Genomic DNA, 15,286 nt, shown 5'->3' with positions numbered 1-15,286 from the left:
TGCCCTTTTTCGTGAGCGACCGCCCAGGCGCCTTTTCCGCCGGGAACGTTGCGCGGGGCCGCCTCTCCAAATTCCACACCCCTTCACCGGAGACCTCTGATGTCGCTGAGCCAATTCGACAACCTGCCGGGCGTGACCGCCCAGCCCGACGCCGCCACCCGCGAGTTCGTCTTCAACCACACCATGCTGCGGGTCAAGAACCTCGAGACCTCGCTGGACTTCTATACCCGCGTGCTGGGTTTCACCGTGGTCGACCACAAGGACTTCCCGGACGCCAAGTTCAGCCTGACCTTTCTCGCCCTGGTCGATCGCAACCAGGTGCCGGAAGAGCCGGAGGCCCGCCAGCGCTGGCGCAAGTCGACCCCGGGCATCCTCGAGCTGACCCATAACCACGGTACCGAGAACGACGCCGAATTCAGCTACCACAACGGCAACAGCGATCCGCGCGGCTTCGGCCACACCTGCGTGGCGGTCCCGGATATCCGCGCCGCCTGCGAGCGCTTCGAGCAACTGGGCGTGGCCTTCCAGAAGCGCCTGACCGACGGCAGCATGAAGGAAATCGCCTTCATCAAGGATCCCGACGGCTATTGGGTCGAAGTCATCCAATTCACCCCGCTGTCCTGATCTTCTCGGGCCCGGCATTCGTCGGGCCCACGCTTTTCTGCACTCCTGAAGACATCCGACGACTTCTCGGCGCTTAACTGATACCGACCGGCTCCAGGCCATCGACGCCTGCCTGGGCCTTTGGCGTACTGCTGGCGAAAAGCCTTACCAAAGTCGTATTGCGCACCCCAGCCAGCGACGTCGCCAGAGGGCCCACCATGAACAAAACAACAAGAATCCGTACCGGGATGTACAGCGTCCTCAGCCTGTTCGTGGCCTGCCTGCTGCTCGCCTGCCTGTACGGTTGGATCAGCGCCCGGACCAGTGCCCAACAGATCCGCGACCTGGATAGTCTGACCATGGAACAGCTGGACCGGGTCAACAACGCCGCCACCTGGATCAGTCGCGCCAGCGCCAATTCCCATACCGCCATGCTCGACCGCGTCAACGGTGATGCGGCCAAGGCCGAGAAAGGCGTGAAGCTGGCCCTGGAGCGGCTGGACATCGCCCGCAAGCTGATCACCGACATGCAGGCCAACGTCGGCGATTCCAAGCTGAGCGGCCAGATCGAAGCCATGCTCAAGGCCTTCGACGCTTACAAAGGTATCGTCGAGGGACAGATCGCCGCCTGCCGGGCCGGCGACCTGCCCGGCTACATCCGTATCAGCGACGGGGCCAAGGGGGCCAGTACGGCCTTCGCCGACACCCGTCAGGCCTTCACCGACGAGATCACCGGCCGTATCGCGGCCACCCTCGCCGCCTCCGACAGTCGCGTGTCCCAGGCCCAGATCGGCAGCCTGCTGCTGGTCGGTCTGACCCTGCTGCTGGCGGTGCTCTCCGGCTGGTTCATCGCCCGCCGCGTGCTGGCCCCGCTCAACGAGGCCGGCGAGCACTTCGCCGCCATGAGCGAAGGTGACCTGACCCGCCGCATCGAGGTGCGCAGCCATGACGAGATCGGCCAGCTGTTCGCCGGCCTCGCCACCCTGCAGAGCCGCCAGCGCGACACCCTGGCCCAGCTCAATCGCACCGCCGAACAACTCGACGGCGCCGCCCAGGAACTGGGACAGGTCACCGCCCAGAGCAACCGCACCCTCAACCAGCAGCAACAGGAGCTGGAACAGGCGGTGACCGCGGTCACCGAGATGACCACCGCCGTGGAAGAGGTGGCACGCAATGCCGCGTCCACCTCGGATACCGCTCGCGAATCCGATCGCCTGGCTGCCGGCAGTCGCGGCCAGGTGGCCCAGGTGCTCAGCGAATTGCAGAGCATGCAGACTACGGTCAAGGAAAGCGAAGTCGTGATCGCCAGTCTGGCACAGCAGGCCAACCAGATCGGCAAGGTACTGGACGTGATCCGCGCCGTCTCCGAGCAGACCAATCTGCTGGCGCTCAACGCCGCCATCGAGGCCGCGCGCGCCGGCGATGCCGGCCGTGGTTTCGCCGTGGTGGCCGACGAGGTGCGCAGCCTGGCGCAGCGCACCCGCCAGTCGACCCTGGAGATCGAGCAGATGATCGGCAACATCCAGACCGGCACCGGTCAGGCGGTGACCGCCATCCAGCGCAGCAATACCCTGGCTGGCACCACCCTGGAAACCACCGAGCGCACCGGCCAGAGCCTGGAACACATCTTTGTCGCCATCGGCGACATCAACGAGCGCAACCTGGTCATCGCCAGCGCCGCCGAGGAACAGGCCCAGGTGGCGCGCGAGGTGGATCGCAACCTGATCAACATCCGTGAACTGGCGGGCGTGTCCAAACGCGGCGCCGACCAGATCGAGACCTCCAGTCGCCAGCTCGCCGAGCTGACCCGCGAGATCCACGGCCTGGCCGCGCGCTTCCGCGTCTGACGCGGCGCCCCCCTACCCCCGGACGTAGGCGTCCCGGGGCAGTGGCGGCTTTACCCATCTTTACGTTTTCTTGGCATGACGTCGCTGCCGGGACAGGCGAAAATTGGCACCGGGCGCCAGGCGTGGCGCCGGTTTTCGCTACGGAGCTGCCTGACGTCATGACGACCTGCCCTACCCCGCGCGGCCCGCGCCTGCGCTGCCTGCTGCTGTCCTTTCTCGCCTCGCCCCTGGGCCTGCTGGTGCTGCTGACCGGCGTGCTGCAACTGCTCGGCCCTGGCTAGGGCCGGCGTCCGCGCACCGAAGCGAACGGACGCCACGGGATCACAGGCGGAAGCGCGTCACCAGGCCATTGAGGTCAACGGCCAGGCGCGACAGCTCGGCGCTGGCGGCGCTGGACTGCTCGGCGCCCGCGGCGGTCTGCACCGACAACTCGCGGATGTTCACCAGGTTGCGATCCACTTCGCGGGCCACCTGGGCCTGCTCTTCCGCCGCGCTGGCGATCACCAGATTGCGCTCGTTGATGCCGCCGATGGCGCCGTGGATGCGCTCCAGGGCATGGCCGGCGCCGCGGGCCACTTCCAGAGTGGACAGGGCACGCTCGGTGCTGCTGCGCATGGCCGCCACCGCCTGATCGGTACCCTGCTGGATGGTGCCGATGGAGGTCTCGATCTCGCGGGTCGACTCCTGGGTGCGATGGGCCAGGGCGCGCACCTCGTCGGCCACCACGGCGAAGCCGCGACCGGCTTCCCCGGCGCGCGCCGCCTCGATGGCGGCATTGAGCGCCAGCAGATTGGTCTGCTCGGCCACGCTGCGGATCACGTCCAGCACCTTGCCGATGTCGTTGACCTGGACCGCCAGATCGCCCACCAGGGTGGCGCCGTGCTGGACGTCGTCGCTCATGGTGGCGATGGCGCCCACGGTTTCCTGCACCAGATCGCGACCGTCACGGGCCACGCCGGCCGACTCCTGGGAGGCCTGGGAGGTGTTGACGGCGTTGCGCGCCACCTCGTCCACCGCCGACGACATCTGATTCACCGCGGTGGCGGCCTGTTCGATCTCGGCGTTCTGGCGCTGGAGGCCGCGACTGGATTCATCGGTCACGGCATTGAGTTCTTCCGCCGCCGAAGCCAGCTGGGTGGCCGAGCCGAGGATGCCCTGCAGGGTCTGGCGCAGCTGGCCCTGCATGGTCTTCATGGCCTGCAGCAGGCGCGCGGCCTCGTCGCGGCCTTCGCTGTGGATCTCCTGGCTGAGGTCGCCGGTGGCGATCACCTCGGCGGCCTGCACGGCGCGGGCGATGGGCTGGGTGATACTGCGGATCAGCAGCCAGGCAAAGACCACGGTCAGCAGTGCGGTAGCCGCCAGCAGCAGCACCAGCCACTGGATGGCGTGATTATAGTCGGCGGCGGACTGGGCGTTGGCCGCCGCGGTCTGCTGATCGACCAGGTCGGTGAGTTGCTTAAGTACCGCGTTGACCGCATCGGAGTTGGCCAGCAGGTCTTCGTTGAGCAGACGGCGTAAGGGCTCCAACTGATCGGCAGCGGAAAACGCCAGCATGCGCTGCTGCAGGCCGTCGTATTGGGTAATCAACTGACCGTAGCGGCTGTAGGCGGTGCGCTCTTCGTCAGACTGGATCAGCGCCTCGTAGCGCTGCTGTGCGGCCCGCATCTGGCCGTTGCGCTGCTGGAACAGCGCCTGGGTCTTGGCGATGATCTCGGGCTCGCGATTGAGCAGCAGGCGATAGGACAGCACCCGCAGGCGCAGGGTCAGGGCGGTCAGCTCGTCGAGCGCGGCCACGCGCGGCATGGCGCGCTCTTCGATGGCCAGACCCGAGGCGCGGATGTCGTTCATCTTGACCAGGGCGGTACCGCCGAGCAGCAGCAGGAGCAGACCGATGAAGGCGAAGCCGAGCGTGGCGCGTCGCGCGATGGAGAGATTGCGAAAGGACATGGAGAGTTTCCGTTGAGCCTGGAAAGCTCCTGCTATCGACCACCGCTCGAAGATCCTGAGGCCGGATATCGGCGAGGATTTCGCGACAGGCGCAGGTCAGCGCCGAGCAAAATCCGCAAACCCCTGTCCTATAGGGCATTGGAGCTATTGAAAGGCTGGCGAAAGGTCTGGGCTGCGGCACTGTGCCGCAGATCACAGCCCAGGGGCAAAGTGGGCGAAAGGCGAGCAATCTTCACCAGCGGCATTGCGTTCACATTTTTGTACATCTCTCGCAAGCCCCTGATCGCCAAGGAAAACTGTTCGGCTATCGCGATTCACGTTTTCTTCACGGGGAAAAGCGCGATTCGGCCGCTAATTTCCGGATTCGTGCCGATAAAAGGACTAAATTCGCTGATCGTGTAGCGATAATGGCGGGATGATCTCAGTATAAGTTTGAAATATCTTCTGCGTTGTCTGTCACGAGCTATTGTTTCAGCGTGGATTAAGGTTGTGCTCACCAAGATGAACGACCGGGTGCCAGGACGCTGCCCGAGTGCGCGATGGATCGCCAGACAATGAAGCCACCAGAGCCCAAGAGGGTCGGGGCGTATCGAGGCGATGCCAGGGGGCGTCTAGCCACTAACCAGCGCTTGCCGCTGCCATTGCGTACTTGAGAAGAGGTCAGAAACAGATGAGCGACAACACGGATACCTTCGGCGCACCCGACGAGGCCCTCCTGCAACTGGTCGATGGTTTCAAGCGTTTCCGCCAGGATGTCTTTCCCGAACAGGAAGCGCTGTTCAAGAAACTCGCCAGTGCGCAGTCGCCCAAGGCCATGTTCATCACCTGCGCAGACTCGCGCATCGTCCCGGAGCTCATCACCCAGAGTTCGCCGGGCGATCTGTTCGTGACCCGTAACGTCGGCAACGTGGTGCCCCCCTACGGCCAGATGAACGGCGGCGTCTCCACCGCCATCGAATACGCGGTCGTGGCCCTCGGCGTGAAGCACATCATCATCTGCGGCCACTCCGACTGCGGCGCCATGAAGGCGGTGCTCAATCCCGATCCGCTGGAAAAGATGCCGACGGTAAAGGTCTGGCTGCGCCACGCCGAGGTCGCCCGTACCGTGGTCGAGGACCATGGTCATTGCGACTGCGGCCATGGCGGCACCCTGGGCTTCCTCACCGAGGAAAACGTGGTGGCCCAGCTGGTCCACCTGCGCACCCACCCCTCGGTAGCCTCGCGGCTGGCCAGCGGTCAACTGCAGATCCATGGCTGGGTCTATTCCATCGAGACCAGCGAGATCAAGGCGTATGACGCCCAGCAGGAGCGCTTCCTGCCTTTGGACGGCGAGAACATGCCGGTCGCCACCCCGCGGCCGCGCCTGCAACAGGCTTGATCCGCCGCGGCCAGTCGGTTCGCCGGCTGGCCGCACCGAGACGGGTCGAGCGACCCGTCCGCATAACAGCGCACCGCGCCGGTCGATCCCACCTTGGGGCTCCATCGGGACCGTCCACCCTTTCCGCTAGCCGCCTGAATCCCGAACCGTGTCATATGACGTGATATGACGCGCAGGCACCCCTTTACCTAGTCGCTGGAGGACCAGGACCATGCTTGGCAATCAACAGACCCCGGGGCGCAGCCTGTCGCGCGATGCCCTGGCCTCACTCGTGGTGTTTCTGGTCGCCCTGCCGCTGTGCATGGGGATCGCCATCGCCTCCGGCATGCCGCCGGCCAAGGGCATCATCACCGGCATCATCGGTGGCCTGGTGGTCGGCTTTCTCGCCGGTTCGCCGTTGCAGGTCAGCGGTCCGGCCGCCGGTCTGGTGGTGCTGGTGTTCGACCTGATCAACCGCCACGGTATCGAGGCCCTGGGCCCGGTGCTGCTGCTGGCCGGCCTGCTGCAGCTCATCGCCGGCTTCACCCGCCTGGGCGCCTGGTTCCGCGTCACCTCGCCCGCCGTCGTCTACGGCATGCTCGCCGGCATCGGCATCCTCATCGTGCTCTCGCAGTTGCACGTGATGCTGGATGCCAAGCCAGCGGCTTCGGGCCTGTCCAACCTGCTGGCCTTCCCCGGCGCCGCCTTTACCGCGGCGGGCCAGTGGAACGGCAGCGGCAGCGGCGCCCAGGCGGCGCTGATCGGCCTGCTGACCATCGCCAGCATGTGGCTGTGGGAGAAATTCCGCCCGCAGACCCTGCGCTTCCTGCCAGGCGCCCTGATCGGCGTGACCCTGGCGACCCTGGCCAGTCTCTGGCTGGCGCTGGACATCCGCCGCGTGGAAGTGCCCAACAACCTGGCCGACGCCATCGATTGGGTGACCTTCGCCGACCTGGGCATGCTGGCCAACGCCGAACTGGTGGTCGCGGCCCTCGCCCTGGCCTTCATCGCCAGCGCCGAGACCCTGCTCTCGGCCGCCGCGGTGGATCGCATGCACACCGGACCGCGCTCGCACTTCGACCGCGAACTGGGCGCCCAGGGTATCGGCAATCTGCTCTGCGGCGCCGTTGGCGCCCTGCCCATGACCGGGGTCATCGTGCGCAGCTCGGCCAATGTCCAGGCCGGCGCCACCAGTCGCGCCTCCACCATCTTCCATGGCCTCTGGCTACTGGCCTTCGTCGCCGCTCTGCCCTTCCTGCTCAAGCTGGTGCCGGTGGCGAGTCTGGCCGGCGTGCTGGTGTTCACCGGTGTCAAGCTGGCCGATCCCAAGTCGCTGAGCGGGCTCAAGCGCTATGGCCGGACGCCCATGGTCATCTATGCGCTGACCGCCCTGATGATCGTCGCCACCGATCTGCTGACCGGGGTGCTGGTGGGCTTCGGCCTGTCGATCGCCTTCCTGGCGGTCAAGGCGGCGCAACTCAAGGTCAGCCTGACCTATCGCGAGGACCAGCCGGACCAGGCCGACCTGCGCCTGGTGGGCGCCGCGACCTTCCTGCGCGTGCCCCAGCTGACCAAGGTGCTGGAACAGGTCAAGCCCGGCACCACCCTGCACGTGCCCCTGGAGCGCGTCTCCTATATCGATCACGCCTGCATGGAGCTGCTGGAGGACTGGGGCCGTACCCAGGCCAGCAATGGCATGCGCCTGGTGATCGAGCCCAAGGCCCTGGAGCGGCGCCTGGAAGGCCAGGCGCCGGCGGGTCAACCGGTCATGCCGACCCAGGCACCGGCCTGATCCGGCGGGTGGAGCGGCCAGCGGCCGCTTCGCCACCCGTCCCTTGTCTCAATGCGGCGCTGCCGGACCCGAGGTCCGCAGCGCCGTCGCTGATCGCGATACCGGCTTGCCAGAGCCCCTCATGGCCGCTCCACCCCCTTCCCGCCAGGCCATAAAGCGGACAAAATGTCCACAGAAAGTGTCGGAATTGGTTGATAAATGTCCAAGTTGGCATCAGTCATCCTACCAACGGCTAATAGTCTGCTAATTAACTTTCGCTCTTCTCGGCTTTGCCTTATAACGCTATCTGGTTCGACTTTTGTCGCACCAACGATCTTTGTGTCGGGCCACCCTCTATCTCGGGGGTAATCGCTTTGCCAGGAAAGCCATGCGACGCCCACACGGCTAAAAATGACTCCAAGAGAGGTAGCTATGCGCAAGCCTGAATTGGCGACGGTGATCGCTGAAAAAGTCGGACTTCCAAAGGAACAAGCCAACGTCGTGCTCAACACGCTGCTGGACGAGATCGCGAATGCGCTGCACCGCAAGGACAGCGTTACCCTGGTCGGCTTCGGCACCTTCCTGCCGCGTCACCGCGGTGCCCGCATGGGGAAGAATCCCCAGACCGGCGAGCCGGTCAAGATTCGTGCGAGCAACACGGTGGCGTTCAAGCCGGGCAAGGCGCTGAAGGACAGCATCGAAGGCTGAGCATGAGGCGGCACGGATCGCCGCTGCAGCCAAAAGGCATCGCCCGTGCGATGCCTTTTTTGTGTCCGCGCAGAAGACGCGGAGCGGGGTGATCAGCCGATGGCGATCATCTCGAAGTCGCCCTTGCCCACGCCGCAATCCGGGCACAGCCAATCCTCGGGCACATCCTCCCAGCGCGTGCCCGGCGCGATGCCGTCATCCGGCCAGCCCAGGGCTTCGTCGTAGATATAGCCGCACACGATGCACTGCCATTTCCGCATGTTCTGTTATCTCTCAACCGGCTTCAGGTAGCGCGCACGCTACGCGAAAGCCCGGCAAAGGCCAACCGTGCCGGAACCCCGACGGACGCCCGGGGCTCAATAGGCTGCGCGTGGCAGCTGCCCGTCTCCCTCCTATCAGCTAGGCTGAGCCCATGAATTCCTCGCCATCGCCCATGCCCTGGGCCATCTATTTCGCCGTGCTGGGCAGTGTCATCAGCGTGGGGCTGGCCATCGGCCTGTCGATGCCGCTGGTCTCGCTGCGCCTGGAAGGCTGGGGCTATGGCAGCTTCGCCATCGGCGTGATGGCCGCCTCGCCGGCCCTCGGCATCCTCACCGGCGCCAGCCTGGCCGGGCGCCTGGCCGCGCGCATCGGCACGCCACGGCTGATGCGGCTGTGCCTGATCAGTGGCGCCGCCTCGCTGATCCTGCTCTCGCTGCTGCCCAGCTACCCCCTGTGGCTGCTCCTGCGCCTGGCTCTGGGCGCCATCCTCACCCTGGTCTTCGTGCTCGGCGAAAGCTGGATGAACCAGGTCATCACCGACCGTTGGCGCGGCCGCCTGGTGGCTCTCTATGGCAGCAGCTACGCGCTGAGCCAGCTGGCCGGTCCGCTGCTGCTGGGGGTGCTGGGCACCGAGGGCGACCAGGGCTTCTGGCTCGGCGCCCTGCTCATGCTCGGCGGCGCCGTCCTGCTGCTCGGCCGTCAGGGCGCGCCGGCCACCGGCGGCCACACCGCGGCCTGGCGGGCACTGCTGGACTTCTGCCGCGGTGCCCCGGCCATCGCCTGGGCGGTGGCACTGTTCGCCTGCTTCGAGGCGATGATCCTCACCCTGCTGCCGGTCTATGCCCTCAACCAGGGTTTCGGTCAGCAACTGGCGCTGTACATGGTCAGCGCCGTGGTGGTGGGCGATGCCCTGCTGCAACTGCCCCTGGGCCTGCTCGCCGATCGCCTCTCACGCCAGGGCCTGTTCCTCGGCTGCGTCCTGGGGCTGCTGGCGGTGAGCCTGGCCCTGCCGCTGCTGCTGCATACCGCAGGCGTCTGGCCGCTGCTGGTGCTGTTCGGCGCCACCGCCGGCGGTCTCTTCACCCTGGCGCTGATCCTGGTGGGCGAGCGCTATCGCGATGCCGAACTGGTCAGCGCCAACGCCTGTATCGCCCAGCTCTGGGGGCTCGGCTGCCTGGTCGGCCCACTGGTCACCGGCGCCGCCAGCCAGTGGCTCACCGGCCACGCCCTGCCGCTGCTGATGGCGGCCGGTGCCGCGGTATTGCTAGTAATCGTCGGCCGCTGCGGCAGCGCGCCGACCGTGCAAACGGCAATTTAATACCCAATATAGCGCCATATAAGCTTATTCAGGCACTATATTGCCGATAATATGTATAGCACTCATAATTATCGGCAGTATATTGCCGGAGGTCTGCCGTGAGTACGCTCGTGGTTCAAGCCTATTTGAGCGGGCATTGGCACGATGCCCTGCGCCTGGTTTTCGATGACTCTGGGCAAGGCCCCCAACAAGGCGCTTGCACCCTCAGCTATCTGGCTGCCTACCTGAGCGATCATCTCGACGATTTCGGCAAGCCGACGGCTGCAGCCGTGAGCGCCAACCTACCTTTGAGTTGGGAGGTCGAGCGCCTGCCCTATTGGCCCGCGTTTCTCCAGGACATTCTCCCGGCCGGCGCCGCTCGCCGCTTTCTGCTGCCTCGCCTCGGGCTGACCGCAGCGGAAGCTGCGCAGACCGACTTTCAGTTGTTATCCCGCTGCACGCCAGCGCCCATCGGCCATCTGCGGATTCGTGAGTCGCTGGACGAGTTGGCGCAGACACCCTCCGTGGGCTTTACCCGTGAACAGGTCATCGCTCGCGATCAGGACTTTCTGGAGTATGCCTATGAGCAAGGTGCCGCCATCGGCGGTGCAACCGGGGCAGGTGGCGATGCACCCAAGCTATTGCTGGCCGAAGATGCTCAGGGCTTGCTCCATCCAGATGCCACCCTAGCCGATGACCTGGCCTGTCGACACTGGTTGGTGAAGTTTCCGCGCAATAAAGGCAATGCCACGGACCAGGACATCCTGCGTAGCGAGCACGGCTACTATCGGGCCTTGAATACCCTTGGGCTGGAGACCGTCGCTGAAAACGGGCTCGCCCTGGAAGAGGGTCGCCGCCCCAGTCTCTGGCTGCCACGCTTCGACCGCTGCACCGGCCCACAACACGTAGAGCGTCTGGCCGTTGAATCCCTCTATTCGCTGACTCACACCCTGGTGCCCGGCAGCTATCTCAATCATCTCGACGTCATCGGCGCCCTGATCAGGGTTTGGCGCGCAGCGGGTCAGGAACGCGAGATTCCGGCGCTGCTGGACGACTATCTGCGCCGTGATCTGCTCAATCAGCTGCTGGGCAACAGTGACAACCACGGCCGCAATACCGCCATTCTGCGAGATGAGCATCACGTGCGCCTGGCGCCTCTCTACGACCTTGCCCCCATGGTCATGGATGAGCAGGGCATCACCCGAACCAGCAAATGGCCAGCGCCCGTCGAGCAGGCGGGCGCTGTCGATTGGCACGCGACCTGTCGGCTGCTGGCCGAGTGGGACGATCCCGAACGGCTTTGGAAAGCACTCAAGCAGAACGCCGAGCAGCTCCGCGCCCTGCCAGACCTGTTGCAGCCGATGCTGCCCCGGGCCACCTGGGAACATCCGCGGATTCCGTTACGGCGTCTGGATAGCTATTTGCGCGAGGCAGGGCTGCTATGAGCCTCGATGATCCGGAACTGCGGCAACACAAGCTGGATGATATCCGTGAAGGATTACAGACTGGGCGCCTGAGTCTGGGCACCGGTGTCCGGCGTCTGCGTCGCGACATCACCGGCCTGACCCAGGCTGACTTCGCACGCATGGCCCGTATCTCGCTGCGTACCTTGCGACAACTGGAGCAGGATGAAGGCAATCCCACCCTGGCGACGCTGCAGGCGGTCTTTCGACCCTTCGGCCTGGGAATGGGCGTCGTCCCCCTGAAACGCCAATGAGCCACATGAAAAACGCCGGCACTGGGCCGGCGTCTCTTGTCTCGGGCAGCGCTTAGAACGCCGGCACCACGGCGCCCTTGTACTTCTCTTCGATGAACTGCTTCACCGCCGGGGTGTTCAGCGCCTTGGCCAGCTTCTGCACGGCATCGCTGTCCTTGTTGTCCGGACGGGCGACCAGGATGTTGGCATAGGGCGATTCCTTGCCTTCCAGCAGCAGGGCGTCCTGGGTCGGGTTGAGCTTGGCTTCCAGGGCGTAGTTGGTGTTGATCAGCGCCAGGTCGACCTGATTCAGCACGCGCGGCAGGGTCGCGGCTTCCAGCTCCTTGAACTTGAGCTTCTTGGGATTCTCGGCGATGTCCTTGGGTGTGGCGAGGATGTTGGCGCTGTCCTTGAGCTTGATCAGGCCGGCCTTCTCCAGCAGCAGCAGGGCGCGGCCGCCGTTGGTGGCGTCGCTGGGGATGGCCACGACGGCGCCTTCGCGGACTTCGTCGAGCTGCTTGATCTTCTGCGAGTAGATGCCGAAGGGCTCGACATGCACCTGGGCGACGGTCACCAGGTCGGTACCGCGGCTCTTGTTGAATTCATCCAGGTAGGGCTGGTGCTGGAAGAAGTTAGCGTCCAGACGCTTCTGGGCCACCTGCAGGTTGGGCTGCACGTAGTCGGTGAAGACCTTGATCTGCAGGTCCACCCCTTCCTTGGCCAGCTGGGGTTTGACGAATTCGAGGATCTCGGCGTGGGGCACCGGAGTGGCGGCGACGCTGAGGGTCTCGGCGGCGTGGGCGGTCAGGCTGGCGGCCAGCAGGGCGGCGGTGGCGAGCAGTTTCTTCATGGCAGTTTCCTAGAACGGGGTGGAACCGTCGACGCCTCTGCGAGCGTCGACGGCGATGGAGCCGAGGCTTAGAAGCTGTTCACGGTCTCGCGAGCTAGAGACAAACAAGGCGAAAAGGCCTGAGGAAGCGGAGTTTACGAGTGGTAAATGAGCATTCCGAAGGCATTTTCAACGCCGTTTGATCGACGCGCAGCAGATCGTGAACAGATTCTTAGAACGCGGGAACGACGGCGCCCTGATACTTCTTCTCGATGAATTGCTTCACCTCGGGCGTGGTCAGGGCCTTGGCCAGCTTCTGGATGGCCGGGTCGTTGGCCTTGTCGGCACGGGTATAGAGCAGGTTGGCGTAGGGCGACTCGCCGCTCTCGATGAAGATGGCGTCCTTGGTCGGCACCAGCTTGGCTTCCAGGGCGTAGTTGGCGTTGATCAGCGCCAGGTCGACCTGGTTCAGCACGCGCGGCAGGGTCGCGGCTTCCAGCTCCTTGAACTTGAGGTACTTGGGATTCTCGACGATGTCACGCGGGGTGGCGGTGACGTTGCTCGGATCCTTGAGGGTGATCAGGCCCTGCTTGGCGATCAGCAGCAGCGCGCGACCGGAGTTGCTCGGGTCGTTGGGGATGGCCACGGTGGCGCCGTCCTTGAGCTCCTTGATGTCCTTGATCTTCTGCGAATAGGCGCCGAAGGGCTCGACGTGCACCGCCACCACCGGCACCTGGTCGCTGCTCGGGTTGCTCTTCTTGTAGCTGGCGTAATAGGGCTTGGTCTGGAAGTAGTTGGCATCCACCTGCTTCTGATCGGTCTGGCGATCGGGCTGGATGTAGTCGGTGAAGACCTTGATCTTGAGGTCCACACCTTCCTTGGCCAGCTGCGGCTTGATGAATTCCAGGATCTCCGCATGGGGGACCGGATTGACCGCGACGGTCAGGGTCTCGGCGGCCTGGGCGGCGGTGGCGACACCCAGGCCGAAGGCCAGGGACAGCAGGGTACGTTTCAGCGACATCTGGATTTTCCTTGTGCAAAACCTTCGAGTGGATGAAGCCTGGATCAACGACGACTGAAATGGGCGACGAGGCGATCGCCGACCATCTGCAGTACCTGGACCAGCACCAGCAGCAAGAGCACCGTGACCACCATGACGTCGGTCTGGAAGCGCTGGTAGCCGAAACGGATGGCCAGATCGCCCAGGCCGCCGCCGCCGATCACGCCGGCCATGGCGGTGTAGGACACCAGGGCGATGGCGGTGACGGTGGTGGCCGCGATCAGCCCGGGCAGGGCCTCGGGCAACAGGGTGCGGGTGACGATCTGCCAGAGGCTGGCGCCCATGGCCTGGGTCGCCTCGATGATGCCGCGGTCGACCTCGCGCAGGGCGGTCTCCACCAGCCGGGCGAAGAAGGGCGCGGCGCCCACCACCAGCGGCGGAATGGCGCCCTCGACGCCCAGGGAGGTGCCGATCAGCCAGACCGTGATGGGGATCATCAGGATCAGGAGGATGATGAAGGGCACCGAGCGCAGCACGTTGACCACGAAGGAGAGGATGCCGTAGACCAGCGGCTGCTCCAGCAGCTGACGGCGGCTGGTGAGAAACAGCAGCACGCCCAGCGGCAGCCCGAGGATCAGGGTGAAGAGCATGGACCAGCCGAGCATGGCCAGGGTGTCCTGGGTCGCCTGCCAGATCTCGGCCCAGTCGATGTTGGTGAAGAGTTCGTCCATCAGCGCAGGACCTCCACGGTGACGTCGGCGGCCTGGAAGCGAGCCAGGGCGGCGTCCAGGTCACCACCCACCAGGGCGATGGTGAGCTGGCCATAGGGCTCGTCCCGGATGCGGTCGATGCGACCGCCGAGAATGCTGTAGTCCACACCGGTCTCCCGGGCGACGTGGCCCAGCAGCGGTGCATAGGTGGCTTCGCCGCGGAAAGTCAGGCGCAGGATGCGGCCTTCGACATGGGCATAGGCGTCGGCCAGCTCGGCCTCGTCCTGGTGCTCGGCCTCGAAGACGAAGCGGCGGGTGGTGGGGTGCTGCGGGTGCAGGAAGACATCGGCGACGGTGCCCTGCTCCACCACGACGCCGCCGTCGAGCACGGCGACGCGGTCGCAGACGCGGCGGATCACGTCCATCTCGTGGGTGATCAGCACGATGGTCAGCCCCAGCTCGCGATTGAGTTCGGCGAGCAGTTGCAGCACCTGGGCGGTGGTCTGGGGATCGAGAGCGCTGGTGGCCTCGTCGCAGAGCAGGATCTTCGGCTCGGTGGCCAGGGCGCGGGCGATGCCGACGCGCTGCTTCTGACCGCCGGAGAGTTGCGCCGGATACTTGCGCGCCTGGTCGGACAGGCCGACCCGCGCCAGCAGCTCCTCGACGCGCTGGGCGATCTGCGCCCGCGAACGGCCGCCGGCCAGTTCCAGTGGCAGGGCCACGTTGGCCGCCACGGTCTTCGAGGAGAGCAGATTGAAGTGCTGGAAGATCATGCCGATGCGGCGGCGGAAATCACGCAGCTCGCTGGAGCCCAGGGTGGTGACCTCGGCGCCATCGACCTGCAGGCGACCGCCGCTGGGGGCTTCGAGGCGGTTGATCAGGCGCAGCAGGGTGCTCTTGCCGGCACCGGAATGGCCGATCAGGCCGAAGATCTCGCCGGCTTCGATCCTTAGGTCGACCGGCTGGAGCGCCGCGACCTCGCGACCGCGCGTGCGGTACGTCTTGTGGACAGCGTGGAATTCGATCAATGGAAAAACCTTGTGGGTATCGTCAGACAACTGGAGGGTGATCCAGCCGCGCAGTTTAACGCGCGCGCTTATATCTGCTTAGCACTTGTTGTCGGGTATTAAGCCAATAAAGGCATATGGCCAGTTCGTGCGCCGAGACTTCACCCGCAGGAACAGTCCGTCGCTTCGCATCAACCAGACGGAACACCGGCTCTGGCCGGCGAGTCACTACAGGACTGCCTGAATTCGCCCC

The 15,286-nt window shown here is 65.2% G+C and carries 15 protein-coding genes and 1 pseudogene; 9 read left to right on the top strand and 7 right to left on the bottom strand.

The genetic code is table 11. From position 1 onward, the window contains the following. Positions 1-99 precede the first annotated feature (99 nt). From gloA to CFE50_RS00370, 3 genes are all read left to right on the top strand, one after another. Positions 100-624, top strand: coding sequence for a lactoylglutathione lyase (gloA, locus tag CFE50_RS00380; RefSeq protein ID WP_027598112.1), 525 nt, complete (start codon positions 100-102; stop codon positions 622-624). A gap of 197 nt (positions 625-821) precedes the next feature. Further along, complete coding sequence (locus tag CFE50_RS00375; protein ID WP_286729488.1) at positions 822-2,450, top strand: methyl-accepting chemotaxis protein; 1,629 nt, start codon at positions 822-824, stop codon at positions 2,448-2,450. 158 nt (positions 2,451-2,608) lie between these two features. Then, complete coding sequence (locus CFE50_RS00370) at positions 2,609-2,731, top strand: hypothetical protein (RefSeq protein WP_255211814.1); 123 nt, start codon at positions 2,609-2,611, stop codon at positions 2,729-2,731. 40 nt (positions 2,732-2,771) lie between these two features. Here the strand turns inward: CFE50_RS00370 and CFE50_RS22675 are convergent, their stop codons facing one another. Continuing rightward, on the bottom strand, positions 2,772-3,635 hold the full coding sequence (locus CFE50_RS22675) for a methyl-accepting chemotaxis protein (RefSeq protein WP_502694668.1): 864 nt from the start codon (positions 3,633-3,635) through the stop codon (positions 2,772-2,774). Beyond that, positions 3,627-4,397: pseudogene (locus CFE50_RS22670) on the bottom strand (MCP four helix bundle domain-containing protein); the annotation flags it as partial. The pseudogene CFE50_RS22670 and the gene CFE50_RS22675, both read right to left, overlap by 9 nt. A 670-nt stretch (positions 4,398-5,067) precedes the next feature. Between CFE50_RS22670 and CFE50_RS00360 the strand changes: the two are divergent. The 3 genes from CFE50_RS00360 (at position 5,068) to CFE50_RS00350 (ending at position 8,233) form a co-directional block, all read left to right on the top strand. Next, positions 5,068-5,775 (top strand): carbonic anhydrase, encoded by a 708-nt coding sequence (locus CFE50_RS00360; RefSeq protein WP_007161453.1) that lies wholly within the window; start codon positions 5,068-5,070, stop codon positions 5,773-5,775. A gap of 211 nt (positions 5,776-5,986) precedes the next feature. Continuing rightward, entirely contained in the window at positions 5,987-7,546 is a 1,560-nt protein-coding gene (locus CFE50_RS00355) for a SulP family inorganic anion transporter (protein ID WP_286729483.1), read from the top strand. Between the two features lie 411 nt (positions 7,547-7,957). Further along, positions 7,958-8,233: an HU family DNA-binding protein gene (locus CFE50_RS00350; protein WP_017639309.1), complete on the top strand. Its 276-nt coding sequence runs from the start codon at positions 7,958-7,960 to the stop codon at positions 8,231-8,233. 92 nt (positions 8,234-8,325) lie between these two features. On the opposite strand, the gene CFE50_RS00345 is transcribed toward CFE50_RS00350, so the two are convergent. Next, the gene (locus CFE50_RS00345) at positions 8,326-8,493 is read right to left on the bottom strand and encodes a rubredoxin (RefSeq protein WP_007161456.1); all 168 of its coding nucleotides are present in this window, start codon (positions 8,491-8,493) and stop codon (positions 8,326-8,328) included. A 173-nt stretch (positions 8,494-8,666) separates the two neighbouring features. On the opposite strand from CFE50_RS00345, the gene CFE50_RS00340 reads away from it, so the two are divergent. From CFE50_RS00340 to CFE50_RS00330, 3 genes are all read left to right on the top strand, one after another. Beyond that, entirely contained in the window at positions 8,667-9,812 is a 1,146-nt protein-coding gene (locus CFE50_RS00340; protein ID WP_286730842.1) for an MFS transporter, read from the top strand. 98 nt (positions 9,813-9,910) lie between these two features. After that, a complete protein-coding gene (locus CFE50_RS00335) occupies positions 9,911-11,236 on the top strand; it encodes a type II toxin-antitoxin system HipA family toxin (protein WP_286729478.1) in 1,326 nt (441 codons plus the stop codon). Beyond that, complete coding sequence (locus CFE50_RS00330) at positions 11,233-11,508, top strand: helix-turn-helix domain-containing protein (RefSeq protein ID WP_241808645.1); 276 nt, start codon at positions 11,233-11,235, stop codon at positions 11,506-11,508. Before CFE50_RS00335 ends, CFE50_RS00330 begins: the two co-directional genes overlap by 4 nt. A gap of 52 nt (positions 11,509-11,560) precedes the next feature. Here the strand turns inward: CFE50_RS00330 and CFE50_RS00325 are convergent, their stop codons facing one another. The 4 genes from CFE50_RS00325 to CFE50_RS00310 form a co-directional block, all read right to left on the bottom strand. Then, positions 11,561-12,337 (bottom strand): MetQ/NlpA family ABC transporter substrate-binding protein, encoded by a 777-nt coding sequence (locus CFE50_RS00325; RefSeq protein ID WP_197851101.1) that lies wholly within the window; start codon positions 12,335-12,337, stop codon positions 11,561-11,563. 211 nt (positions 12,338-12,548) lie between these two features. After that, positions 12,549-13,331: a MetQ/NlpA family ABC transporter substrate-binding protein gene (locus tag CFE50_RS00320; RefSeq protein ID WP_502694667.1), complete on the bottom strand. Its 783-nt coding sequence runs from the start codon at positions 13,329-13,331 to the stop codon at positions 12,549-12,551. A 50-nt stretch (positions 13,332-13,381) separates the two neighbouring features. Further along, entirely contained in the window at positions 13,382-14,047 is a 666-nt protein-coding gene (locus CFE50_RS00315; protein ID WP_007161460.1) for a methionine ABC transporter permease, read from the bottom strand. Further along, positions 14,047-15,054, bottom strand: a complete 1,008-nt coding sequence (locus tag CFE50_RS00310) for a methionine ABC transporter ATP-binding protein (protein WP_286729468.1) — start codon at positions 15,052-15,054, stop codon at positions 14,047-14,049. Before CFE50_RS00310 ends, CFE50_RS00315 begins: the two co-directional genes overlap by 1 nt. Between the last annotated feature and the right edge of the window lie 232 nt (positions 15,055-15,286).

The organism is Pseudomonas sp. PGPPP4 (assembly GCF_002256045.1).
GTDB lineage: Bacteria > Pseudomonadota > Gammaproteobacteria > Pseudomonadales > Pseudomonadaceae > Chryseomonas > Chryseomonas oryzihabitans.
The sequence above is the reverse complement of the archived record's forward strand: the minus strand, read 5'-3'. Positions and strand labels throughout refer to the sequence as shown.